The organism is Enterovibrio sp. QJM3NY_24 (assembly GCF_057786035.1).
On record NZ_CM173519.1, the window covers coordinates 3,197,061 to 3,219,474 of the forward strand.

Below are 22,414 nucleotides of genomic sequence, written 5' to 3' on the forward strand. Positions count from 1 at the left end.
AGAAGATGTTCATGCGTAAAATAACCCATAAGTGCAAAAGTGTATCACGACTTCTCTCTCCAATCGCGCTGGCATTGGTGCTTTCGGCCTGTCAGACCACGCCTGCTGTTGAGCAAGGACCTCAATATGACATCACTGCGCCTGCGCGTGAGTCATCAACATTCTACTTGCTGAAAGCTGAAACCAGTGACGCAGGAGAAAAAGCGGATTGGTACCTGTTGGCATTAAAGGCACTGATTGAAGAAAAACAAGTCGCGCAAGCGGATGTTTTAGTCGGTAGATTGGCAAAAATGCCGCTTACCCCATTGCAGCTTTCTGAATGGCAACTTGGCCGAGCACACCTTCTTCAGCAAAAAGGAAACGCGCAAGCGGCGGTGGATAGCCTCAACTTTTTACCTGCATGGCAACTTCCTGCCATTCAGTATCAGCGCTATTACACGCTGAAAGGCGAACTGTATCAGCAATTGGGTAATCAACCTGGTGCTGCGTTGTCTTTTGCCGAAGCCTCTCCCTACCTGACTGATAGTTTCGATAAGCAACAAAATTGGAACCGCGTTTGGGATGCTTTGGTGAAAATGCCCCAATCAGAGCTAAACACGCTGTCCGCAAGCGGCAATCAAGTATTGGCTGGCTGGGTAGAACTCGTCAACGTTTTACGCCGCTATGCAGGCCGTCCAGCAGAGCAACAAGAGGCACTTAATCAGTGGCTTTCTGCCAATCCAGCACATCCTGCGAATCGATACCTGCCAGAGAATTTGGCAACACTGAAATCGATGGAAATCGTACGTCCTGAGCGTATTGGCGTCATGCTGCCGCTTAGCGACAAATTTGCAGTGCAAGGTGAAGCCATCAGAAATGGGTTAGTTCAGGCATTACTTGATGATGACTCAGAAAGTATCGCCCCTTCTGTTATGTTTTATGATACCAACGCCATGCCAATGACAGAGATTGTCAACGCCATGCGTAACGATGGTATTCAATTCGTTGTTGGGCCACTGCAAAAAGACAAGGTGGACGCCTTCCTGACAACAAGCCAAAACAGCTTCCCTACGCTGGCACTCAATATCCCTAAGAATGAAGATGGAGAAGCCAACACCTGCTTCTTTACTTTGTCGCCAGAACAGGAAGCAGAACAAGCTGCGCTGCACATTGCTCAAAACAAGCATAAGTTTCCGTTGGTGATTGCACCTAACAACGGTTTTGGTCGTCGTGTTAGCGAGGCTTTTTCTAAGCAGTGGGAAGCCGAGACTGGCGAACCAGCCGAAGTGGAATTCTTTAAAAACCGCGCTGCAATGCAGAAAACCGTTCAGCGCGTCTTTGGTTTGACCGAGAGTCAGGGCCGTATCCAGCAAATGAACCAATTGCTAGGTTTGGACATGGAATCTGAACAACGCAGTCGTCGCGACGTGGATGCTGTCTATCTGGTTGCCAACGCGGGTGAATTAACGCTGTTGAAACCTTTTATTGAAGTGGCTATCAACCCAGACGTGAAACCGCCGAAACTATATGCAAGTTCTCGCAGTAACAATCGCGTCAATGGTGTGGGTGAAATTGGCGAGTTGCGCGGCATTGAATTCAGTGATGTCCCTTTACTTGTTGATGCAAACAATCCAACAGCTGCAAGATTTAACCAGCTTTGGCCAGACCTCGATAATGGCATGACGCGCCTGTATGCACTGGGGATGGATGCCTACGCTCTGATTGAAGCACTGCCTCAGATGCAAGCATTGCCACAATATCGCTATGAGGGTCACTCAGGTGAGCTATCACTGGGTGATTACTGCACGGTAAACCGCTCCGTGTCTTGGGCGATGTTTGGGGACCAAGGGATTGTTTCAGTTAAATAAGAAGCAAACTGGCGACCATTATGAACAACAGGCTTGCCGCTTCTTGGAGCAGCAAGGCCTGATAGCTCTCGACAAAAATGCTCGCTTCAAAGTGGGTGAACTAGACCTTGTCATGCGACAAGGTAGCTGCATCGTGTTTGTTGAAGTCAAATTTCGAAAACAATCTGGTTTTGGTGGTGCAGCCGCCACAATCTCACGCCAAAAACAGCGCCGCTTACTGAAATCTGCCTACCTTTGGCTAGCCAAACAAGGGCTTTCCGCGACACATACTGAATTTCGCTTTGACGCTGTGGCTTTTGAAGGTGGTATAAACGCTGTAAACTGGATAAAGAATATATTTATTGAAGGGTAATCAATGCTAGACAGCATCAAAGATAGCTTCACTGAGAGCATCCAAACACAGATCGCAGCCGCTGAAGCATTGCCAGAGCCAATATCAAAAGCTGCTATGGTCATGGTTCAGTGCCTGCTAAACGGCAATAAGATTCTTTGCTGCGGTAACGGTGGGTCGGCAGCAAATGCCCAACACTTTGCATCGTGCTTGCTTAATCGCTTTGAAACTGAGCGCCCTAGCTTGCCTGCTTTAGCACTGACCGCTGATACCGTTACCCTCACAGCCGTCGCCAATGATTATCACCATGACGAGGTGTTCTCAAAACAAGTGCGCGCCTTTGGCCAAGCCGGCGATGTTTTATTAGCACTATCGACCAGCGGTAACAGTAAAGACATTATCAAAGCCATGGAAGCGGCAGTAACACGTGATATGACTATCATTGCGTTTACAGGTAAAGATGGGGGCGAAATGGCTGGCTTACTGGGTGAACTGGATGTTGAAATCCGTGTTCCTTCACAACGTACAGCACGTATACAAGAAGTCCACCTTGTCACGCTTCATACACTTTGCGATTTAATCGACCAGTTTCTTTTCCCGACTCACGGAGAATAAGTCATGAAAAAGGCGCTTTTACTTGCAGCAGTCTTCGTGTTAAGTGCCTGTTCCGCCATTTATGAGCAGGACACACGAAACGCAAAAACAGAATGGACGGATACACAAATTTCAATGCAAGTGGCAGGGATCGCTAATAAAGCGCCTTATTTGGGCGAAACTCGAATCAATGCCGTGTCCTACGATGGGAAATTGTTGTTGATTGGTCAGGCCAAAACCGCTGCATTAAAGAAAACACTGGTAGCAAAAGCGCGTGAACTGGATGGCGTTGAGACCGTTTACGATCAAATACGTGTAAAAGAGCCTCTATCTCTTACTGACGTGAGCAAAGACACCTGGCTAACCACCAAGGTGAAGTCGGCGTTGATTGGCAGCAAGAAGCTTAGAAGCGTCAGTATCAAGGTGTTATCTGAAGATGGTGAAGTCTTTTTGCTCGGCTATGTCACTCGACAACAAGCAGAAGAAGCAACAGAGATTGCACGTAATCTTAGTGGCGTTAAACAGGTAATAAAAGGCTTTCAATACTACGAGCCTCAAGCATCCACGGAAGAGTGAACTACGGTTGGTACTCTAGATAAGAAAAAAGCAGCCATTGGCTGCTTTTTTTATTTCACGACCGTGAGTGTAGGGCGGCCTTTGAATTTATTGTCTGATTCTGCATCAACAGAGGTATCGTCATCGGATGCGACGTTACCAGAGATGACGGAGATATCAGTGTCTTTAGGCTCAACTTCTGGCTCAAGTTCAATTCTCTCCAATTCTGCTTCATAAGCAGGCTCTGGATCGAACATAGTACCAGCGCCATTCTCTCGCGCATAAATGGCGAGTACGGCGTAAAGCGGTACAGACACCAACATTGGACGACCACCAAATCGAGCATTAAAGCAAACTTCATCATTTCCAAGATCAAGATTACCTATAGCCCGTGGTGCAACGTTCAACACTATTTGGCCATCCTGAACATACTCAGTCGGTACATTCACGTATGGCAGTGTTGCGTCTACAACCAAATGGGGAGTCAGATCGTTGTCTATCAACCAGTCGTAAAACGCCCGCAATAAATACGGGCGACGAGGTTTTAGCGTAGCATCATCCATTACTGAGCCAGACGCATCTCACGCTCAGCTTCGGTCAATGAAGCCAAGAATGAATCACGTTCAAAAACGCGAGCCATGTAAGTCTTAACTTCTTTCGAACCTGGGCCGCTTAGCTCGATACCCATGACAGGCAAGCGCCATAGCAAAGGTGCTAGGTAGCAATCAACCAAGCTAAATTCTTCACTCATGAAGAACGGATATTCAGCAAACACTGGCGCCAGAGCCAGCAATTCTTCACGTAACTGACGACGAGCTTTATCAGCTTCTTCCGCATTGCCTTTTTCGACTTTCACAGCCAATGTGTACCAGTTACGTTCAATACGGTACATCATTAGGCGACTGTTACCACGGGCAACAGGATAAACCGGCATTAGCGGTGGGTGCGGGAAACGCTCATCCAGGTATTCCATGATGATGTTCGCGTTATACAACGCCAATTCACGGTCAACCAAAGTCGGTACCGAGTTGTACGGATTTAGATCGAGTAAATCCTCTGGCAGGTTATTAGGATCAACAAGCTCAATCTCATAGGTCACACCTTTCTCAGCGAGAACGATGCGCACCTGATGGCTATACATGTCTGATGCGTCTGAATACAACGTCATCACCGAGCGTTTATTGGCAGCAACAGCCATTAACCCCTCCAGAATATTTCATCTATAGAAAAAACAATGGGAGCACCTGCCCCCATTGTGGATCAGCAACTCACTAGATTAACCGATCAGTGAACGTCACGCCAATACTCTTTCTTGAGCAGAATGGTCAAGATGAGCAAAATAACAAGGAAGCCAATCACCCAATAACCCATTTGTTGGCGTTCCAGTTTATTTGGCTCCCCCGAATACTCGAGAAAGTTAACCAAATCGCGGACGGCATCATCGTATTCTTCTGGGCTCAGTTCACCATTACCCAAAGATTCAATACCAATAAAGTCTTCCACTTGCTGACCATCAATCATCACAGATTTATACTGCTTGACTGGTGTGCCCTGAAGTTCTTCCAACACATGTGGCATCCCCACACTTGGGAATACGGTGTTGTTCACACCAAATGGACGTGATGGATCTGCATAGAAAGAACGCAGGTAGGTATAAATCCAATCTGTACCGCGAACACGTGCAACCAAGGTCAAGTCAGGAGCTGGACACCGAAGAAAGTGGCTGCATCATCAACAGTAATCGCATTGGTGACCAGGTCGCCAATCTTTGCATTCTCGTCAAAGACCAAATTTTCCATCATCAGTTCTTTGGGAATATCGAGATCTTCTGCGATACGCTCATAGCGCTGATACTGGGTAGCGTGACAGCCAAAGCAATAGTTCATGAAAAGCTTAGCGCCATTCTGTAATGAAGCTTTGTCTGACAAATCGTTATTCGCCGCTTCCAGCGGAACCTTCGCACCAGCTGCCATCGCGAGAGAAGGCAACAATGCGAACAAGATTACAATCCACTTCTTCATTAGTAGTTCACCCTCTCCGGTAATGGTTTCGTTGCCTCGTTTTTGCTGTAAACAAACAACAGAACAAAGAACATAAAGTAACCAAAGCTAAAGATCTGAGCCAACAGTGTGTAAAGGCTAGTCGCAGGTAAAGTACCTAAAACACCTAAAGCAATGAAGGAGATAACGAACTGAACAATGTTCGCCAGATGCAACTTGCTACGATAGCGATAAGAGCGCACTTTACAGCGATCTAGCCAAGGTAGTAGGAACAGCACAGCGATTGACAAGCCCATGAGTACAACACCCGTCAACTTATCAGGGACCGCGCGCAAAATGGCGTAAAACGGCGTGAAGTACCATACCGGTGCAATGTGATCCGGTGTTTTTATCGGGTTCGCCGCTTCGAAGTTAGGTGGCTCAAGGAAATAGCCGCCCATTTCTGGATTGAAGAAAATAACGTAGGCAAACAAAATACCAAAACCTGCAACACCTATCAGATCCTTCACCGTTCCGTATGGGTGGAAAGGAACAGCATCAATGATGTCGTATTTCTTGGTGTAGTACTTGTGGAAAGCAAATTGGGTTTCGTACCCTTCGCCCTTAGCACCTTTTGGCAATTTGGTTTCAATGCCATCCGGATTATTCGAACCAACTTCGTGCAGTGCAAGAATATGCAATACCACTAGCAATAGAATAACGATTGGCAACGCAACGACATGCAGCGCAAAGAAGCGATTTAGCGTTGCTCCCGAGAGGACAAAGTCACCACGGATCCACAACGTAAGATCATCACCAATAACAGGGATTGCGCCAAATAGCGAGATAATGACCTGAGCGCCCCAGTAAGACATTTGTCCCCAAGGTAGCAAGTAACCCATGAACGCTTCTGCCATCAGCGCTAGGAAGATCAACATGCCGAACAGCCAAAGCAGTTCACGAGGCTTTTGATACGAACCATAAATCAGGCCGCGGAACATGTGTAGGTAGATAACGACAAAAAATGCTGACGCACCCGTAGAGTGCATGTAACGCAATAGCCAGCCGTACTCCACATCACGCATGATGTATTCAACCGAAGCAAACGCGCCCTCCGCAGAAGGGTTGTAACTCATAGTTAACCAAATGCCAGTAAGCAGTTGGTTGACCAATACCAGCATGGCTAGCGAGCCAAACAAGTACCAGAAGTTAAAGTTTTTCGGCATTGGGTATTCAGACAAATGCTTTTTGTAAGCATTCATCACAGGAAGGCGTTTCTCTATCCAGTTAAGAAAGTTTTCCATTACGCTGCTCCCTCATCGGCACCGACCAGAATACGTTTATCATTAAGATACGTATAAGGAGGTACCACTAGATTAAGTGGCGCCGGTACACTCTGGAATACACGACCCGCCATATCAAACTTCGAACCATGACACGGGCAGAAGAAACCGGACGTAACACCTTCAACTTGCTCACCAAAACTGTCTGGTAGATAGGTGGGCGAACAACCTAGATGCGTACATAATCCTACTGCGACAAAAAGCTCAGGCTTAATGGAACGGTAAGTATTGGTAATATATTCGGGTTGCTGTGGTTCAAGAGAGTCAGGATCGCGAAGCTTATCGCCAATCTCATTCAACGTCTCTAAGGTCTGTTCGCTACGACGAACAATCCATACAGGCTTGCCCTGCCAAATCACCCTGATTAACTGGCCTTCTTCAACTTTACTCACATCGACTTCAACCGGGGCACCGGCAGCCTTTGCTTTGGCGCTAGGGTTCCAAGACTTAATAAAAGGTACAGCGACTGCTGCTGCACCCACACCACCAACCACAGCGGTTGATAGAGTCAGGAAACGGCGTCGGCCGGAATTCACTGGCGCATTGCTCATCCAACATTCTCCCATGTGCTCCCGCATGGATTTTTAAAAACTGTCCTTATGCGTCCCTGGAGCGTACGGCTAACTCAAAAAAGTATATTTCTTACGTAAACAGCCTATTGATTATCTTAAGATAGCACAGGCATACGTGGGTTAAATGATAAGGAAAACCCCACTTTTTGACAAGATAAAGCTACTTTTTTGTAACAAATGTGAGGTATGCACCGTTTTTTTAACTAACTGCCAAAAAAGAAAAAAATCGGAAAAATATCAAAATGGAGAAGTGTAGAAAGAGAGAGGGATAGTGTGTCTTAAAAACGCTATTGCGTTGAATTGGGACAATAAAAAGCCTGGCAATAAGCCAGGCTTTTTTTGACCATAATTCCCGAATAAATTCGGAAGCGAATTAACGCTTAGAGAATTGTGGACGACGACGTGCTTTACGTAGACCAACTTTCTTACGTTCAACTTTACGCGCGTCACGAGTAACGAAGCCAGCTGCACGAAGAGCAGGACGCAAAGTTTCATCGTATTCCATCAGTGCACGGGTAATACCGTGACGGATAGCGCCAGCTTGACCAGAGATACCACCACCAGAAACGGTGACGTATAGGTCTAGCTTGTCTAGCATTTCAACTAGTTCAAGCGGCTGACGAACAATCATACAAGCTGTTGGGCGACCGAAGTACTGCTCCAATTCACGCTTGTTGATTACGATGTTTCCGCTGCCCGGCTTGATGAATACACGAGCTGTGGAACTTTTGCGACGACCAGTGCCGTAGTATTGTTCTGCCATTGTTATATCCCCTTAGATGTCCAGTACTTGCGGCTGTTGTGCCGCGTGCTTGTGCTCAGCGCCCGCGTAAACTTTCAGTTTACGGAACATTGCACGACCTAGAGGACCACGTGGCAACATACCTTTAACGGCAAGTTCGATGATCATTTCTGGTTTCTTCACTTGCAGCTTATCAAAGCTGATTGACTTGATACCACCAATGTAGCCTGAGTGGCTGTAGTAGATCTTGTCAGTGAATTTCGCACCAGTTACGGTAACTTTGTCCGCGTTGATAACTACGATGTAGTCACCAGTGTCAACGTGCGGAGTGTATTCTGGCTTATGCTTACCACGCAGACGAGATGCGATCTCAGTTGCGATACGGCCCAGAGTTTTACCTTCTGCGTCTACAATATACCAGTCGCGTTTTACGCTTTCTGGTTTAGCAACGAAAGTTTTCATGCTAATAAATACCCGATAATTAAAAATTTCACTTAAGGAGCTTTCGCTCCCACTGTATAAGAGCCCATTCAACACCCCTTCGAGTGGTGTTCCCTCGGCCTTAGCCTTTCAACAGTAACGGTGGGTCGCAGGATTATAAGGAAGGGTGGAGAAAAAATCACCTTTTTTCCAAAAATAATCGCGACTTTTTCTTCTTCTCGACCCGAAAGATAATGCCAATAAATGGGATATCGCTAAGGAAGGTGTTCCAACGCCAGGTAATCATGGCTCTGCATCTCTTTTAAACGCGAACAACAGCGTTTAAATTCGAAAGACAACCTGTCGCCGACATACAGTGATGACAGGGCGACTTCCGCAGAAATGATCAGTTTCACGTGCCTTTCGTAAAATTCATCGATCATGGCAATAAATCGTCTCGCTGCATCATCTTTTTCCGCCCCCATTTGAGGAACATTGGCCAAAAGCACCGTGTGATAAAGCCGGGCAAGCTCAATATAGTCAGACTGACTTCTTGGGCTGTCACACAAAGTGACAAAATCAAAATGCACCACCCCCTCCGCTTCCCTCACTGCATGCAATTGTCGATGATTGATCTCAATGTCATGAGCATCAAAGCAAGGCTCTGTCGCCAATTGATAAAAGTAGTCTTTCAAATTGGCATTGGCCGCATCGTCCAATGGGGAGTGATAGATTTCCGCCTGCTCCAATGTTCGTAAGCGATAATCTGTCCCCGCATCAACATTAACAACATCGCAGTGTTGATTAATTAATGCTATAGCAGGAAGAAAACGAGCGCGCTGTAATCCATTACGATACAACTCATTTGGGATGATGTTTGATGTGGCAACCAAACAAATACCACGTTCAAATAGTGCTTCAAGCAACGTACCGAGGATCATGGCATCAGTGATGTCTGAAACAAAAAACTCATCGAAACAAAGGATATGCGCTTCGTCTGCTAACTTGTCTGCAATTTTCAGTAACGGATCTTGCTCACCATCAAGGCCTCTTAATTCATCGTGTATGCGATGCATAAATCGATGAAAGTGCATCCGCTGCTTTTTCTCAAACGGCAAGCTTTCAAAAAATGTATCAACTAAATACGTTTTGCCTCGCCCGACACCACCCCAAAAGTACAACCCACGCTCTGGGCGCGGTTTATTCTCTGTCTTTTTGAAAATAGACTGTAAAAGACTCGGCTTTTGTGCAGGCGCATTGGCACGCGCAATAAGGCGATGATACAAATCATCCAGCATCGTTACCGCTTGCTTTTGCGAAGCATCCTCGAAAAAATCTGGCCGCTGTAAATCGTGACTGTATTGCTCTAAAGGCGTCATTCCCTGAACCTAACCCTTACTGGTGACAATAATAATGTTCTCAAAATCAATAGTACCACGCGTAACTTTTGCCATGTATAGTAAAACCTGAACATTAAGGGGTATGCCACTTCCTAATTACTCTCCGCTAGACGGTGAGAATTGCATTACATTCAATTTGTTACGGAAAGCTAAGGAGCGCTTATGGCTTGGATAAACACACTTGTTTTTGTGATCATCGGTGTCGTGATTGGCTTCATCATCGCCCGTTTAACGATGCGCGATAACACACAACAAAAAGATTTAAAGAAAGAGCTCGAAAAATCACGTTATGAGCTTGAGCAGTATCGCCAAGAGTTGGTTGATCACTTTGCCCAAAGCGCTGAATTACTCGATAACATTTCCCGTGATTACAGTAAGCTTTATCAGCACATGGCGACCACTTCAGCGGAATTGATGCCTAACTTACCAGAGCAAGACAATCCATTTGCCAAGCGTATCAGTAACCTGTCAGAAGTCATTGACGATACAGCGTCAACACAAGAGCCACCCCGTGACTATTCAGATGGTGCCTCTGGTTTACTCAAAGATGCTGAAAAAACAAGCAAAGCGAGTTAAGTAGATCACAGATCTACCATACAAAGGCATTGAACTTTTTTGAACCATCCCCACTCTTAAAACGTACCTATAAGGGGAGTGTGGATATGAAGAAAACATCTTTGCTTACGCTAAGTGCAGTAGCGCTAGCGTTTAGTACAACTTTTACAGCCTTGCCAGCAACAGCAGCATTACCTGTCGCTATTGCTGGCGAGAGCCTGCCAAGCCTTGCGCCTATGCTAGAAACTGTCAGCCCTGCTGTTGTCAGTATCTCTGTCGAAGGTAGCCATGTTTCAAAACAACGCATCCCTGAATCTTTTCGCTTTTTCTTTGGTCCTGAGTTCGATGCAGAGCAAACCAGAGAAAGACCTTTTCGCGGTTTAGGTTCGGGCGTCATTATAGATGCCGATAAAGGGTATGTGATCACTAACCATCACGTTATCGATGGTGCCAATAAGATTTTGGTGCAACTTCATGATGGCCGCGAATACGACGCAGAGCTGATTGGCAGCGACAGCATGTCAGATGTGGCACTGTTAAAGCTTGAAAAAGCGGACAACCTGACACAAATCAAACTGTCTGACTCCGACGGACTGCGTGTTGGCGATTTTGCGATTGCAATCGGCAACCCGTTTGGACTCGGCCAAACTGTCACTTCTGGCATTATTTCTGCGCTAGGTCGTAGTGGTTTAAACCTCGAGAACTTTGAGAACTTCATTCAAACTGACGCGGCTATCAATAGCGGTAACTCAGGCGGAGCACTGGTTAATCTCAACGGTGAATTGATTGGTATCAATACCGCGATCCTTGGCCCGAATGGTGGTAACGTCGGTATCGGTTTTGCCATTCCGGTCAATATGGTGAAAAACCTCTCTGATCAAATTCTTGAGTTTGGCGAAGTCAAACGCGGCGTACTTGGGGTTCAAGGTGGCGAACTGACGTCTGAACTTGCAGAAGCGTTTGGGTATGAAACCAATCACGGCGCATTTGTCAGCCAAGTGGTACCCGATTCAGCGGCAGAAAAAGCTGGCATTGAAGCCGGCGATATCATTGTATCGGTTAACGGTAAAGATATTCGCACCTTCGGTGAACTGCGCGCTAAAGTAGCGACACTGGGTGCGGGTAAAAAAGTAAAATTGGGTATCATTCGTGACGGCAAAGAGAAAACCGTCACTGCTGAGCTAAAAGAAGCCGCACTAGCCAAAACCAATGCAGAAACCCTTCATGAAGCGTTAAAAGGCGCCAAGCTTGAAAATTATTCAGAAGGAAAAATCAATGGTGTACGTGTTGCCAGTGTTGATAAAGATTCTGTTGCGGCGCGCTATGGCATGAAAGAAGGTGACATTATTGTTGGCCTAAATCGTGACAAAGTGAAAAACCTTGGTGATCTACGCAAACAGCTTGAAGACAAACCTAACGTCCTCGCGTTAAACATTGTGCGTGATGGCTCAACCATGTATTTGGTTATCCGTTAAGTAATTCATCGCAAAAACAGGAGCCTGTCCCGCTAAGGCTCCTGTTTCTTCCCGACCCAATCCCTACTCTTATTGCTGTTTCAATGGTATGCTCATCGTTTTTCAATGATGGTCATTTAGGGAGTAGCATGCTGGCTTTTCTGGCACGTTCTGTAGTTTACGGCACCTTAGTCGCCGTCGTTTTGCTGCTTGCCCTTCCATCGTTACGAACCGGCCAATTGGTTTCTGATGTCGCCTTGGCACAGTTTGAAACCGATACCTCATTGCTTTCTTATAACTATGCCGTCCGCCGTGCCTCTCCTGCTGTCGTCAATATTTACACTCGCCGCTACAGCAGTGAAAACCGACTTCAGCTCAACGCTGAGGGTTTAGGCTCTGGCGTGATCATGAGTGACAAAGGCTATATCGTCACCAACTACCACGTTGTTGCACGCGCTGATCAAATTATCGTGGCCTTGCAAGACGGACGGATCAGCACGGCACAGCTCGTTGGTAAAGATCAACGCACCGATCTTGCCGTGGTGAAAATCGACCCAGATAGCTTACCCGTGATTCCCTTTAACGATAGTTATGAACCCGCGGTTGGCGATGTCGTGTTAGCAATAGGCAACCCTTATAACCTCGGACAAACCACCACCTTCGGGATTATTTCTGCTACGGGTCGCCCCGGTATGAGCTTTAATCGTCAGCAAGATTTTCTGCAAACAGATGCGGCTATCAACAAAGGAAACTCTGGTGGCGCATTGGTGAATAGCAGAGGGGAATTAGTCGGCATCAATACCGCCTCATTCCAACAAGCAACAGACACGGATACCTACGGCATTTCCTTTGCGATCCCCTATTCCCTGACAGTCAAGGTGATGCAAAAACTGATTGCTGATGGACGGGTGATCCGCGGCTATATCGGCGTTGAAGGACGAGAAGTGAATCCCGTGATGGCGCGACTATTAGACGCGGAGCAATTGCGTGGTGTGCTTATCGCAAGCACTGAGCCCAATGGCCCTGCAGATCGCTCTGGGCTTAAGGTAAATGATTTGATCATCGAGATTGATAATCTACCCATCAGCAGTTTTCGTAGTGCACTCGATGTTGTTGCTGACAACCGTCCCGGAACCAAGGTCCCGTTTAAGGTTATTCGAGAAGGCGAACCTCAAGAGATCATCGTCACTATCGGTGAAGAGCCGACGCAATAACCCTGTTATCTCTTTGGTCTCTGGTTGGGCTTTTTCAAATTAAGCATGATTTACAGCAACAAAAAAGGTCACCTCTGGGTGACCTTTTACGTTTAGCCTGTTAGCAATTAGCCATTGATAAATAATGGTTAGTCGCTGAAGCGCTCAATCTGAACACCCAACTTCTGCAGTTTGTCTTCGATGTGCTCATAGCCACGATCGATATGGTAGATACGATCAACAACCGTCTCGCCCGTTGCAATCGCACCGGCAAGCACCAAACTCGCTGATGCACGAAGATCAGTTGCCATCACTTGCGCACCACTTAAACCATCGCAATCACCGCAAACTACCGTGTTGCCTTCAATCTCAGCGTGTGCACCCATACGCTGTAATTCAGGTACGTGCATAAAGCGATTTTCGAAGATGGTTTCCGTAATAATGCCTGTTCCTTTTGCCATCAAATTGAGCAAAGTGAACTGTGCTTGCATATCGGTTGGGAAGCCAGGATGCGGCGCTGTGCGGATATTTACCGCTTTCAGTTCGCGATCCGTCATATCAAGCGAGATCCAATCATCACCCGTTTCTACTAGCGCACCCGATTCTTCGAGCTTAGCCAATACAGCTTCAAGCAATTTAGGTGACGTATTGCGGCACAATACTTTGCCACCCGATACTGCAGCACCAACAAGGAATGTGCCCGTTTCGATACGGTCAGCAACCACTTCGTGGTAACCACCACCTAGACGTTCAACACCTTCGATAGTAATGGCATCAGTACCTGCCCCTGTGATTTTCGCACCTAAAGTGTTGAGGAATTTTGCACAATCAACAATTTCAGGCTCACGTGCTGCATTCTCGATAACCGTCGTACCTTCAGCAAGTGTTGCTGCTGACATAATAGTGACAGTTGCGCCAACGCTGACTTTATCCATCACAATATGGGCACCTTTAAGGCGACCATCAACGTGGGCTTTTACATAGCCTTCATCAAGCGTGATGGTTGCACCAAGTTGCTCTAAACCATGAATGTGCAAATCAACCGGACGCGCCCCAATAGCGCAACCACCTGGCAAAGACACTTGGCCTTGACCAAATCGCGCGACCAGAGGGCCAAGCGCCCAAATAGATGCGCGCATGGTCTTAACCAGATCATACGGCGCGCAGTATTCAGTAATATTGCTAGCATCAACATGGACTGAACCATTGCGTGACACTTTCGCCCCTAGGCGGGATAGCAACTCCATCGAGGTATCGATATCGCGCAGTTTAGGGACGTTAGCAACTTCTACCGGCTCTTCAGCCAATAGAGCAGCAAATAAAATAGGCAATGCGGCGTTTTTAGCACCTGATATTGTGACTTCACCACGCAGTGGGCCACCACCGTGGACACGGAATTTTTGCATGCTGTTCCTCGTGGATTTATAGCGGTTGCATCAGTTTCTTGTCGCGAGCCCATTCAGTCGGGGTCAGCGCTTTGATGCTAAGAGCATGGATAGCATTTGTTCTAATGTGTTCCATCAACGGCCCATAGATGGTCTGTTGTTTTTTGACGCGTGACATACCGTCAAAGATGTCACCGACAGCAATAACTTCGAAGTGACTTCCGTCGCCTTTTACATGCAGTTCATCTAAAGATAAGGCGCCTTCGAGCATCGCTTTAATTTCTGTTGGTTCCACAATTATTCCTCGTGAACCGATGAGGTATCATCAGTAAAAAAACGTTCTACATTGCTCAGTTGTAACAGCACTTTCAATTGTGAAGGGATGTTACTTAATGCCAGCGTTTGCTGGTTAATCTTGAGCTGCTGTTGTAGGTGCAACAACATTGCCATTCCGGCCGAATCAACGCGCTTTACCGAAGACAGATCTAGGACGATATGCGAGTCTTTCGGCAACCAGTCGGTGCGGCGGCTCCAAAATTGAGGAACTGTGTCACGATCAAGCTCTCCTGACAAGCAGTAATCACCATTTATGCGCCTTTCAAACGCCAGTGATTCACTCACGATTCACTCTCGTCTTTGGTGATTGGAGCCTTGGCTCGCTCAGTCAGTTCTTTCGCAACAGCATCGATACCATTTCTGCGTAATTGACCACTCCATTCACTGGATTTAGTGTCCAACATGCTGACGCCTTCCACCTGCACATCAAAACCCTGCCATTGCTCGGTTTTTCGATTTTTACGCAGCTTAAAATCCAAGCGAATAGGTGGGCGGGCAGCATCAACAATGTCTACGCGCACAGAAACCACCGTGCGATTCTCTGCAATGGATTTTGACGGCTCCACGTTCACGACTTGATCAGTATATTGGGTCAGTATTTGCGCATAAGATGCGACCAAATAATCGTAGAATGCATCCGTAAACTGATCGCGTTGTTCCTTACTCGCTTTTCTAGCCTGTGGCCCTAATACTTTCAGTGCCGCATAGCGCGCATTGATATAAGGCATTAACTCCTCTTCTACCACCACACGAAGCAACTCAGGATTTTCCTGATAGATCTCTTTATCTTTCTTCAACCGACTAAAAGCGTTCTCTGCTACGCCATCGATCAGTACATAGGGGTTTGTGGCATCTACTGTCGCTGCCACAGACAGCGACGGCAACATCATACTGATTGCTGCAAACACCAAAACTATCCATTTTTTCATTATTGATTACTCCTTCGAGTCCCCGACGCTATACAAGAACTGACCAATCAAATCTTCTAACACCATTGCTGAACGGGTGTCTTCCAGTAAATCGCCGTCTTGAAGTAGCTCAATGTCTTCATCAAGAAAACCAGGACGGATACCGATGTATTGCTCTCCCAGCAGACCTGAGGTCAAAATTGCTGCGGAGCTTGTTTCTGGAAAGAAGCCGTATTGGCGATCAATTTCCATCGTCACCGACGGCACGTAATCTGGCACTGTCAGAGCAATACTACTAACACGACCGACCACAACGCCCCCCACTTTCACAGGAGAACGCACCTTTAAACCACCAATATTGTCGAAATGTGCTTCCAAACGATAGCTGTCGCCACGAGAAAAACTCTTCACATCAGCCACTTGAAAAATAAGCAGCATCACTGCGATGATCCCAACAATCACGAACGTGCCGACCCAAAATTCTGTTTTACGATTTTGTTGCATTTACTTAGCTCCCAAACATCAGTGCTGTAAGGATAAAATCCAACCCCAACACTGCTAAAGACGAATGCACGACAGTACGTGTCGTTGCTCGGCTGATCCCTTCTGAAGTGGGGATCGCATCGTAGCCGTTGAAAAGAGCAATCCAGGTGACCGTAATGGCAAACACCAAACTCTTAATGAAAGACTGGCCAATGTCATAGCCTAACTCGACTGAAGACTGCATGACGGACCAGTAGCTGCCGTAATCAATTCCTTTCCAATCAACACCGACAAGCTGACCACCCCAAATACCGACAATCATGAAGATCATGGTCAGTAGCGGCATAGAAATCACTCCCGCCCAAAAACGCGGTACAATGACACGACGCAACGGATCCACTGCCATCATTTCCAAACTAGAAAGTTGTTCAGTGGTTTTCATCAAACCAATTTCAGCGGTCAACGCCGAACCGGCACGACCCGCAAACAAGAGCGCGGTGACAACAGGTCCTAATTCTCGCAATAAAGACAGTGCAACCATTTGTCCCAAAGAACTTTCAGCGCCAAAGCCGGCCAAAACCAGATAGCCTTGCAAGCTCAAAACCATGCCAATGAACAAACCAGACACCATAATGATCGCGAGTGAACGTACACCAACGGAATAGAGCTGAGTGATTAACAGCGGGAACATTTTCTTGGGTTGCGGCTTGCCAATTAACGCCCCCATTAAAACAAAGGTGGCACGCCCCATTGTCCGAGACACGGACATGACGCGGGCGCCAAGATCTTGAACCGTATTAACGATCACGAAAACAGCTCCTGTGTGATGTCTTTGGCGGGATACCGAAATGGCACAGGGCCATCTGCATCGCCTTTAAGAAATTGACTAACCCTCGGGTCCGGATTGTCACGTAATGATTGCGGTGATCCTGATGCGATAATTTTGCCATCGGTGAGCAAATAGACATGATCAGCAATGCTCATTACCTCAGGTACATCATGCGACACCACTATCGCCGTAAGACCTAACGCTTGATTGAGATTGCGAATCAGAGAGACCAACACGCCCATAGTGATCGGATCTTGCCCAACAAAAGGCTCATCAAACATGATCATTTCTGGGTCAAGCGCAATCGCGCGCGCCAACGCGGCACGTCTCGCCATGCCGCCAGACAAACTGCTCGGCATCAAATCTGCCGCCCCTCGAAGCCCCACAGCCTCTAGCTTAAGTAAGACGATGGTTTTAATAAGCGCTTCAGATAGCTCTGTATGCTCTCGCAAAGGGAAAGCAACATTATCAAAAACGGTCATATCCGTGAACAGTGCGCCAGATTGAAACAGCATGCTCATGCGCTTTCGAACGTCATATAATTTGCGACGTGAAAGGGTCGGAATATCATGTCCAGCAAACTCGATAGTGCCGCTATCAGGCGGTAACTGGCCGCCAATCAAACGGAGTAATGTGGTTTTACCTATTCCGGATGGGCCCATGATTGCTGTGATTTTGCCGACGGGTACGGTCAAGCTCACATCATCAAATATCACCCGATCACCACGGGAGAAGGACAGGCTATTGATTTCCACTAAGTTATTTGTACTCATCGACGGCCTTTGATAATAACGTCCTTGAATATTAAGCGCCCGATCATAGAGTTAACGGTATTGCAAAACAAGTAATTGAACAGTATTCATTTGTGATTTCTCAGTAAGAAAACTATCAATTTCCCCGCAAACACTGTCTTTTTATGTATGCATCACGTTGAATCAAGATCACTTCTTTAATCAGGCTAGAAAACTCCTCCCCACTACGCGCTGATAAAGACAGACTTTCCCCCAAGAATGTGACCTAGCCTGCCTTAATTACTTGGCACTTCACCCCTTCATTAACCTTTAACACTTAAGCCTGTCGCAACTATCACGCCGTTTTCCTTCACATTTACTCAATTAGCAGTCAAAATTGCTTTTTGATTCATCCGCACTATTTCTGATCAAAGGTAATTAAATGTTTGAAGCGACCGCCATTCTCGTCGTTGGACTGTGTTTGTTAGTATGGAGTGCTGACAGGCTGGTCTACGGTGCAGCCGCTATAGCCCGTAATGTTGGGATTTCACCGTTAGTCATCGGTATGACTATTCTTGCGATGGGCAGCTCAGCCCCTGAAATGGTGGTGTCAGCAACTGCGGCTCTTAGTGGTAAAACCGACACGGCAGTGGGCAACGTTCTTGGTTCGAACATCGCTAATATTGCTTTGATTTTAGGCGTAACTGCGCTTATCAAGCCGCTTGCTATCAGTTCGGGCATCCTTCGCCGCGAATTGCCATTGATGCTTGCCGTTACCTTGGTCGCCGGCGCCATGCTATGGGATAATTACCTTGGCTACTTTGAAGGTATCGCGCTCGCCGTTATGTTTGTCATTTTCCTACTTATCATGATGCAATTTGGTAAAGAGAGTGACAAAGAAGACCCTATGCTTACAGAACAAGAAGCAGAGATCCCTCAAGGGGTCAGCAATGTTTCCGCTGGTATATGGGTTGTTATCGGGCTGGCACTACTTATTTTCAGCGCCGACATGGTCGTAGGTTCAGCCGTGATTATCGCTAAGTCATTCGGTATGAGTGATCTGGTCATCGGTCTAACCATTGTCGCTGTAGGTACAAGCCTTCCTGAACTCGCGGCTTCTGTCGCTGGTGTATTGAAAGGTGAAGACGATCTGGCGGTGGGTAACATCATCGGCTCAAACATCTTCAATATTCTTGCCGTCATGGGCATCCCAGCGATTCTGGCACCATCATCCCTTAACCCACTTGCGATGGAACGTGACTTCTATGTCATGCTCGCCCTCTCTGTATTGCTATTTTTGTTCGCAGCAGGCAAAAACAGAATCATCAGACGCTGGGAAGGTATCGTGCTGTTGATTTGTTTCGTCGGCTATCAAGGCTACTTGCTCACTAACTTTGCATCCTGATCGGATTACCTATGACTGATTTTGATTTTTGCCAAGCAGGCATCACCACACTAAAAATCGAACTGGATGCCATTGCTCAATTGGAGCAATACATCAACCAAGATTTCGAACAAGCTTGTCAGCTGATTCAAAGTGCTACAGGTAAGGTCGTTGTCATGGGAATGGGCAAATCTGGTCACATTGGCAATAAAATCGCGGCGACGCTGGCAAGTACCGGTACGCCGTCCTTTTTTGTGCACCCTGGTGAAGCCAGTCATGGCGATCTTGGCATGATCGAAAAAGGCGATGTGGTGTTAGCAATATCAAACTCAGGGGAAGCAGCGGAGATCATTACGTTGCTGCCCGTCGTTAAACGTCGTGGCATTTCACTGATCACCATGACGGGCAACCCATCATCGACCATGGCGCGTTTGGCACAAGTTAACCTTTGTATCAAAGTACCAAAAGAAGCCTGCCCTATTGGCCTTGCACCAACCTCGAGCACCACGGCGACATTGGTGATGGGTGATGCACTCGCTATTGCGCTAATGCAAGCCAAAGGCTTTACTGCCGATGACTTTGCTCTGTCTCATCCCGGTGGCGCACTTGGTAGAAAACTGCTGCTGCGCATTTCTGATGTGATGCACTCCGGTGATGCGCTACCGACCGTCATACCCGATGCTACCGTTCGCGATGCCCTGCTCGAGATATCTGCCAAAGGGCTAGGTATGACAGCCATTGTGGAGCATGATGGTGCGCTATGCGGTATTTTCACTGACGGTGATTTACGCCGCTTACTCGACCAACGCTGGGATTTACACACCACACGCATTGGCGATGTGATGGGTCAAAACCCACAGTCTGTCAGTGCCGACTTACTGGCGGCTGAAGGCCTTAAGCAAATGGAAGAGAAAAAGATCAATGGTTTGCTGGTCACTGAAAACGGCAAGCTGATTGGCGCGCTAAATATGCACGACCTGCTTAAAGCTGGAGTCATGTAATGCATACTGAGACCGAAACGCTATACGGCCCCGTTCCCACCCGCATCGTCGAACGTGCGGCATCGATAAAGCTGCTGATCTGCGATGTGGATGGTGTGTTCTCTGATGGACGCATCTATATGGGTAACGACGGTGAGGAGCTTAAAACGTTCCACACCCGAGACGGCTACGGCATCAAAGCACTAATGAGCGCAGGTATCGACATCGCTATCATTACGGGCCGAAAGTCAGCCATCGTTGAACGACGCATGTCTGCCCTTGGTATCACCCACATTTATCAAGGCCAAGATGACAAGGCTTCGGCTTATCAAGATCTTGCGGCAAAGCTGGGTGTACCTGCCGAGCAAACGGCCTACATGGGTGACGATTTAATTGACTGGGCGGTCATGTCACAAGTGGGTCTGTCAGTCTGCGTCAATGACGGACACCCTTTGCTCGCACAACGTGCTGATTGGGTAACACGTATTCCAGGCGGCTACGGCGCGGTTCGTGAAGTCTGCGATCTTATCCTTGAAGCGCGAGGAGAGCTCGATGCGCATAAAGGGCTGAGCATATGATGCTGCAACGTCTCGGTATGGTTGTACTGCTGGCGGTGTGCGGTTACACAGGCTATTACCTGTTGAACCAACACTACTGGCAAACCGAAACACAAGTGGCTCCCGATGCAGAAAAACCCCTATTCACGGCGGAAGATGTGAAATCTACCTCCTACAACGAACAAGGTATTCGCAATTACACGCTGGACTCAACACATCTAGAGTATTATCAGCAAATTGACGAGACCCATTTTAATGAACCCGTCTTGTGGACTTATAAAGATGGCACTGCCGAAGAGTGGCGGATAAGCTCTGAGTTTGCTGTTCTTGAGAATAAGCACATTCTAGTGATGACAGGTCGAGTCAGGATCTTTAACCTGTTGCCAGACGCACAGATAAAAGTTGTCACCACAGAGAAACTCACCCTCAACCTTACCTCACATGATTTTTGGTCAGATACAGAAACCGAAATCACAGGAACAGGGCTTCAAACGAGTGGGCTCAGGGCGAAAGGCAATTTTGGCTCCCATCAGATGGAACTGATTGAACAAGTGAAGAGTAGATATGAAGCAAAAACGAAATAAATTCTTTGCCGTCATTGTGATGCTAATTTCAAGCAGTGCTATGGCCTTGTCAACAGATGCTGAGCAGCCAATTTATATTGACTCCGACTCGCAAAACCTAGACATGACAACCAACACCGTGATTTTCACGGGCAATGTTTATCTCCGTCAGGGCTCTATTCGCTTGAACGCCGACAAAGTTGTGGTGACTCGCCCATCGGGTCAAGAAGGCGCTGAAATTATTGACGCTTATGGCAAGCCTGCGACCTTTGAACAAACGTTGGATGATGGCAAAAAGATAAACGGTGAAGCGCTCGATCTTCAGTACGAAACAGCAAAAAGCTTCCTGACGATGACCAACAGGGCCGTATTGACACAAGAAGGTGGCAATCAGGTCGAAGGTCAAAAGATCACCTATAACATCGATAAACAGCTTTTGGTCGCAGAAAGTGATTCAAGCAGTCGCGTGACGACTGTACTGCAACCACAAACCAAACAAGATAAGAAATAAATCTGAATGACCATACTCACCGCTAAAAATCTTGCGAAAAGCTATAACGGCCGAAAGGTCGTTACTGATGTCAGCCTCGAAGTGAAATCTGGCGAAATTGTTGGCTTACTTGGCCCTAATGGCGCCGGTAAAACCACCTCTTTCTACATGATTGTTGGCCTAGTGGCCCGCGATGAAGGCACGATTCATATTGATGATCTCGACATCAGCATCCAGCCCATGCACAACCGCTCTCGCATGGGAATTGGCTATTTACCCCAAGAAGCCTCTATTTTTCGTAAGCTCAGTGTTTACGATAATTTGATGGCGGTATTGCAAACCCGTTCAGATTTATCAAAAGAAGAGAAACAAGACAAAGCTGAGGACTTACTCGATGAGTTCAACATCCAACATATCAGAAACAGCATGGGTATGGCATTGTCCGGTGGTGAACGTCGCCGTGTGGAAATCGCCCGAGCACTCGCGGCAAATCCAAAATTTATTCTTCTTGATGAACCATTTGCGGGTGTTGACCCCATTTCGGTTATTGATATCAAAAAAATCATTGAACATCTTCGAGACCGTGGCTTAGGTGTCTTAATTACGGACCACAACGTACGTGAAACGCTCAGTGTGTGTGAGCACGCCTATATTGTGAGTCAAGGACACTTGATTGCGCATGGTACTCCTGATGAAGTGCTCAACGATGAGCATGTAAAACGAGTCTATCTCGGAGACCAGTTCAGGCTATAGTTATAGAGTTCGGTTGGCGAACCGCTCCAA

Annotated in this window: 27 protein-coding genes and 1 pseudogene; 13 read left to right on the forward strand and 15 right to left on the reverse strand. The window is 47.1% G+C overall.

The genetic code is table 11. The features are described 5' to 3' along the window. The first annotated feature begins 5 nt into the window (after positions 1-5). The 4 genes from AC3CIC_RS14260 to AC3CIC_RS14275 are packed head-to-tail and all read left to right on the forward strand — an operon-like array spanning position 6 to position 3,348. Entirely contained in the window at positions 6-1,847 is a 1,842-nt protein-coding gene (locus AC3CIC_RS14260; protein WP_488514919.1) for a penicillin-binding protein activator, read from the forward strand. After that, positions 1,831-2,199 (forward strand): YraN family protein, encoded by a 369-nt coding sequence (locus tag AC3CIC_RS14265; RefSeq protein WP_017005092.1) that lies wholly within the window; start codon positions 1,831-1,833, stop codon positions 2,197-2,199. The genes AC3CIC_RS14260 and AC3CIC_RS14265 overlap by 17 nt, the downstream gene beginning before the upstream one ends. A gap of 3 nt (positions 2,200-2,202) precedes the next feature. After that, on the forward strand, positions 2,203-2,793 hold the full coding sequence (locus AC3CIC_RS14270) for a phosphoheptose isomerase (protein ID WP_016960763.1): 591 nt from the start codon (positions 2,203-2,205) through the stop codon (positions 2,791-2,793). Between the two features lie 3 nt (positions 2,794-2,796). Next, on the forward strand, positions 2,797-3,348 hold the full coding sequence (locus AC3CIC_RS14275) for a BON domain-containing protein (protein WP_488514920.1): 552 nt from the start codon (positions 2,797-2,799) through the stop codon (positions 3,346-3,348). A gap of 50 nt (positions 3,349-3,398) precedes the next feature. Here the strand turns inward: AC3CIC_RS14275 and sspB are convergent, their stop codons facing one another. From sspB to zapE, 8 genes and pseudogenes are all read right to left on the reverse strand, one after another. Beyond that, positions 3,399-3,890 (reverse strand): ClpXP protease specificity-enhancing factor, encoded by a 492-nt coding sequence (gene sspB, locus AC3CIC_RS14280; protein ID WP_016960765.1) that lies wholly within the window; start codon positions 3,888-3,890, stop codon positions 3,399-3,401. Beyond that, on the reverse strand, positions 3,890-4,525 hold the full coding sequence (sspA, locus tag AC3CIC_RS14285; RefSeq protein ID WP_016960766.1) for a stringent starvation protein SspA: 636 nt from the start codon (positions 4,523-4,525) through the stop codon (positions 3,890-3,892). The genes sspB and sspA overlap by 1 nt, the downstream gene beginning before the upstream one ends. Before the next feature lie 86 nt (positions 4,526-4,611). Further along, a pseudogene (locus tag AC3CIC_RS14290) lies at positions 4,612-5,348 on the reverse strand (cytochrome c1). Continuing rightward, entirely contained in the window at positions 5,348-6,610 is a 1,263-nt protein-coding gene (locus AC3CIC_RS14295; protein WP_016960768.1) for a cytochrome b, read from the reverse strand. Before AC3CIC_RS14295 ends, AC3CIC_RS14290 begins: the two are co-directional and overlap by 1 nt. After that, positions 6,610-7,200, reverse strand: coding sequence for a ubiquinol-cytochrome c reductase iron-sulfur subunit (petA, locus tag AC3CIC_RS14300; protein WP_016960769.1), 591 nt, complete (start codon positions 7,198-7,200; stop codon positions 6,610-6,612). The genes AC3CIC_RS14295 and petA overlap by 1 nt, the downstream gene beginning before the upstream one ends. A gap of 394 nt (positions 7,201-7,594) precedes the next feature. After that, positions 7,595-7,984: a 30S ribosomal protein S9 gene (gene rpsI / locus AC3CIC_RS14305; RefSeq protein ID WP_016960770.1), complete on the reverse strand. Its 390-nt coding sequence runs from the start codon at positions 7,982-7,984 to the stop codon at positions 7,595-7,597. 12 nt (positions 7,985-7,996) lie between these two features. Next, a complete protein-coding gene (gene rplM / locus AC3CIC_RS14310; RefSeq protein WP_016960771.1) occupies positions 7,997-8,425 on the reverse strand; it encodes a 50S ribosomal protein L13 in 429 nt (142 codons plus the stop codon). Positions 8,426-8,658: 233 nt separating this feature from the next. Beyond that, a complete protein-coding gene (gene zapE / locus AC3CIC_RS14315; RefSeq protein ID WP_016960772.1) occupies positions 8,659-9,762 on the reverse strand; it encodes a cell division protein ZapE in 1,104 nt (367 codons plus the stop codon). A gap of 183 nt (positions 9,763-9,945) precedes the next feature. On the opposite strand from zapE, the gene zapG reads away from it, so the two are divergent. The 3 genes from zapG to degS all read left to right on the forward strand — a co-directional run bounded on the left by zapG (position 9,946) and on the right by degS (position 13,006). Then, positions 9,946-10,359 carry a Z-ring associated protein ZapG gene (zapG, locus tag AC3CIC_RS14320; protein WP_016960773.1) on the forward strand — a complete coding sequence of 138 codons (414 nt, stop codon included), beginning with the start codon at positions 9,946-9,948 and terminating at the stop codon, positions 10,357-10,359. An 86-nt stretch (positions 10,360-10,445) separates the two neighbouring features. Next, a complete protein-coding gene (locus AC3CIC_RS14325; protein ID WP_017007147.1) occupies positions 10,446-11,813 on the forward strand; it encodes a Do family serine endopeptidase in 1,368 nt (455 codons plus the stop codon). Positions 11,814-11,941: 128 nt separating this feature from the next. Further along, positions 11,942-13,006, forward strand: coding sequence for an outer membrane-stress sensor serine endopeptidase DegS (gene degS, locus AC3CIC_RS14330; protein WP_016960775.1), 1,065 nt, complete (start codon positions 11,942-11,944; stop codon positions 13,004-13,006). Positions 13,007-13,134: 128 nt separating this feature from the next. Here the strand turns inward: degS and murA are convergent, their stop codons facing one another. The 7 genes from murA to mlaF are packed head-to-tail and all read right to left on the reverse strand — an operon-like array spanning position 13,135 to position 17,699. Beyond that, positions 13,135-14,391 (reverse strand): UDP-N-acetylglucosamine 1-carboxyvinyltransferase, encoded by a 1,257-nt coding sequence (murA, locus tag AC3CIC_RS14335; protein WP_016960776.1) that lies wholly within the window; start codon positions 14,389-14,391, stop codon positions 13,135-13,137. A 16-nt stretch (positions 14,392-14,407) separates the two neighbouring features. Next, a complete protein-coding gene (locus AC3CIC_RS14340) occupies positions 14,408-14,641 on the reverse strand; it encodes a BolA family protein (RefSeq protein ID WP_371733296.1) in 234 nt (77 codons plus the stop codon). Positions 14,642-14,667: 26 nt separating this feature from the next. Further along, positions 14,668-14,991 carry an STAS domain-containing protein gene (locus AC3CIC_RS14345; RefSeq protein ID WP_488514921.1) on the reverse strand — a complete coding sequence of 108 codons (324 nt, stop codon included), beginning with the start codon at positions 14,989-14,991 and terminating at the stop codon, positions 14,668-14,670. Next, positions 14,988-15,635 carry a phospholipid-binding protein MlaC gene (gene mlaC / locus AC3CIC_RS14350; protein WP_488514922.1) on the reverse strand — a complete coding sequence of 216 codons (648 nt, stop codon included), beginning with the start codon at positions 15,633-15,635 and terminating at the stop codon, positions 14,988-14,990. The genes AC3CIC_RS14345 and mlaC overlap by 4 nt, the downstream gene beginning before the upstream one ends. Before the next feature lie 6 nt (positions 15,636-15,641). Next, complete coding sequence (gene mlaD / locus AC3CIC_RS14355) at positions 15,642-16,118, reverse strand: outer membrane lipid asymmetry maintenance protein MlaD (RefSeq protein WP_017005096.1); 477 nt, start codon at positions 16,116-16,118, stop codon at positions 15,642-15,644. A 4-nt stretch (positions 16,119-16,122) separates the two neighbouring features. After that, on the reverse strand, positions 16,123-16,905 hold the full coding sequence (gene mlaE, locus AC3CIC_RS14360; protein ID WP_488514923.1) for a lipid asymmetry maintenance ABC transporter permease subunit MlaE: 783 nt from the start codon (positions 16,903-16,905) through the stop codon (positions 16,123-16,125). Continuing rightward, a complete protein-coding gene (mlaF, locus tag AC3CIC_RS14365; RefSeq protein WP_394211673.1) occupies positions 16,902-17,699 on the reverse strand; it encodes a phospholipid ABC transporter ATP-binding protein MlaF in 798 nt (265 codons plus the stop codon). The genes mlaE and mlaF overlap by 4 nt, the downstream gene beginning before the upstream one ends. A gap of 400 nt (positions 17,700-18,099) precedes the next feature. Here mlaF and AC3CIC_RS14370 point away from each other — a divergent pair, with 400 nt between their 5' ends. The 6 genes from AC3CIC_RS14370 to lptB are packed head-to-tail and all read left to right on the forward strand — an operon-like array spanning position 18,100 to position 22,384. After that, the gene (locus AC3CIC_RS14370; RefSeq protein ID WP_488514924.1) at positions 18,100-19,062 is read left to right on the forward strand and encodes a calcium/sodium antiporter; all 963 of its coding nucleotides are present in this window, start codon (positions 18,100-18,102) and stop codon (positions 19,060-19,062) included. An 11-nt stretch (positions 19,063-19,073) separates the two neighbouring features. Next, positions 19,074-20,042: a KpsF/GutQ family sugar-phosphate isomerase gene (locus AC3CIC_RS14375; protein ID WP_488514925.1), complete on the forward strand. Its 969-nt coding sequence runs from the start codon at positions 19,074-19,076 to the stop codon at positions 20,040-20,042. Further along, complete coding sequence (gene kdsC, locus AC3CIC_RS14380) at positions 20,042-20,599, forward strand: 3-deoxy-manno-octulosonate-8-phosphatase KdsC (RefSeq protein WP_016960785.1); 558 nt, start codon at positions 20,042-20,044, stop codon at positions 20,597-20,599. The genes AC3CIC_RS14375 and kdsC overlap by 1 nt, the downstream gene beginning before the upstream one ends. Continuing rightward, positions 20,596-21,162, forward strand: a complete 567-nt coding sequence (gene lptC, locus AC3CIC_RS14385; protein WP_488514926.1) for an LPS export ABC transporter periplasmic protein LptC — start codon at positions 20,596-20,598, stop codon at positions 21,160-21,162. Before kdsC ends, lptC begins: the two co-directional genes overlap by 4 nt. After that, on the forward strand, positions 21,143-21,652 hold the full coding sequence (lptA, locus tag AC3CIC_RS14390) for a lipopolysaccharide transport periplasmic protein LptA (RefSeq protein WP_016960787.1): 510 nt from the start codon (positions 21,143-21,145) through the stop codon (positions 21,650-21,652). Before lptC ends, lptA begins: the two co-directional genes overlap by 20 nt. Before the next feature lie 6 nt (positions 21,653-21,658). Further along, the gene (lptB, locus tag AC3CIC_RS14395) at positions 21,659-22,384 is read left to right on the forward strand and encodes an LPS export ABC transporter ATP-binding protein (RefSeq protein WP_488514927.1); all 726 of its coding nucleotides are present in this window, start codon (positions 21,659-21,661) and stop codon (positions 22,382-22,384) included. Positions 22,385-22,414 lie beyond the last annotated feature (30 nt).

Excerpts from the sequence above, each read along its gene's own strand:
- AC3CIC_RS14260 (WP_488514919.1), top strand. The coding sequence starts at position 6 with ATGTTCATGCGTAAAATAACCCATAAGTGCAAAAGTGTATCACGACTT.
- AC3CIC_RS14270 (WP_016960763.1), top strand. The coding sequence starts at position 2,203 with ATGCTAGACAGCATCAAAGATAGCTTCACTGAGAGCATCCAAACACAG.
- AC3CIC_RS14275 (WP_488514920.1), top strand. The coding sequence starts at position 2,797 with ATGAAAAAGGCGCTTTTACTTGCAGCAGTCTTCGTGTTAAGTGCCTGT.
- sspB (WP_016960765.1), bottom strand. The coding sequence starts at position 3,890 with ATGGATGATGCTACGCTAAAACCTCGTCGCCCGTATTTATTGCGGGCG.
- sspA (WP_016960766.1), bottom strand. The coding sequence starts at position 4,525 with ATGGCTGTTGCTGCCAATAAACGCTCGGTGATGACGTTGTATTCAGAC.
- AC3CIC_RS14295 (WP_016960768.1), bottom strand. The coding sequence starts at position 6,610 with ATGGAAAACTTTCTTAACTGGATAGAGAAACGCCTTCCTGTGATGAAT.
- petA (WP_016960769.1), bottom strand. The coding sequence starts at position 7,200 with ATGAGCAATGCGCCAGTGAATTCCGGCCGACGCCGTTTCCTGACTCTA.
- rpsI (WP_016960770.1), bottom strand. The coding sequence starts at position 7,984 with ATGGCAGAACAATACTACGGCACTGGTCGTCGCAAAAGTTCCACAGCT.
- rplM (WP_016960771.1), bottom strand. The coding sequence starts at position 8,425 with ATGAAAACTTTCGTTGCTAAACCAGAAAGCGTAAAACGCGACTGGTAT.
- zapE (WP_016960772.1), bottom strand. The coding sequence starts at position 9,762 with ATGACGCCTTTAGAGCAATACAGTCACGATTTACAGCGGCCAGATTTT.
- zapG (WP_016960773.1), top strand. The coding sequence starts at position 9,946 with ATGGCTTGGATAAACACACTTGTTTTTGTGATCATCGGTGTCGTGATT.
- AC3CIC_RS14325 (WP_017007147.1), top strand. The coding sequence starts at position 10,446 with ATGAAGAAAACATCTTTGCTTACGCTAAGTGCAGTAGCGCTAGCGTTT.
- degS (WP_016960775.1), top strand. The coding sequence starts at position 11,942 with ATGCTGGCTTTTCTGGCACGTTCTGTAGTTTACGGCACCTTAGTCGCC.
- murA (WP_016960776.1), bottom strand. The coding sequence starts at position 14,391 with ATGCAAAAATTCCGTGTCCACGGTGGTGGCCCACTGCGTGGTGAAGTC.
- AC3CIC_RS14340 (WP_371733296.1), bottom strand. The coding sequence starts at position 14,641 with ATGCTCGAAGGCGCCTTATCTTTAGATGAACTGCATGTAAAAGGCGAC.
- mlaC (WP_488514922.1), bottom strand. The coding sequence starts at position 15,635 with ATGAAAAAATGGATAGTTTTGGTGTTTGCAGCAATCAGTATGATGTTG.
- mlaD (WP_017005096.1), bottom strand. The coding sequence starts at position 16,118 with ATGCAACAAAATCGTAAAACAGAATTTTGGGTCGGCACGTTCGTGATT.
- mlaF (WP_394211673.1), bottom strand. The coding sequence starts at position 17,699 with ATGAGTACAAATAACTTAGTGGAAATCAATAGCCTGTCCTTCTCCCGT.
- AC3CIC_RS14370 (WP_488514924.1), top strand. The coding sequence starts at position 18,100 with ATGTTTGAAGCGACCGCCATTCTCGTCGTTGGACTGTGTTTGTTAGTA.
- AC3CIC_RS14375 (WP_488514925.1), top strand. The coding sequence starts at position 19,074 with ATGACTGATTTTGATTTTTGCCAAGCAGGCATCACCACACTAAAAATC.
- kdsC (WP_016960785.1), top strand. The coding sequence starts at position 20,042 with ATGCATACTGAGACCGAAACGCTATACGGCCCCGTTCCCACCCGCATC.
- lptC (WP_488514926.1), top strand. The coding sequence starts at position 20,596 with ATGATGCTGCAACGTCTCGGTATGGTTGTACTGCTGGCGGTGTGCGGT.
- lptA (WP_016960787.1), top strand. The coding sequence starts at position 21,143 with ATGAAGCAAAAACGAAATAAATTCTTTGCCGTCATTGTGATGCTAATT.
- lptB (WP_488514927.1), top strand. The coding sequence starts at position 21,659 with ATGACCATACTCACCGCTAAAAATCTTGCGAAAAGCTATAACGGCCGA.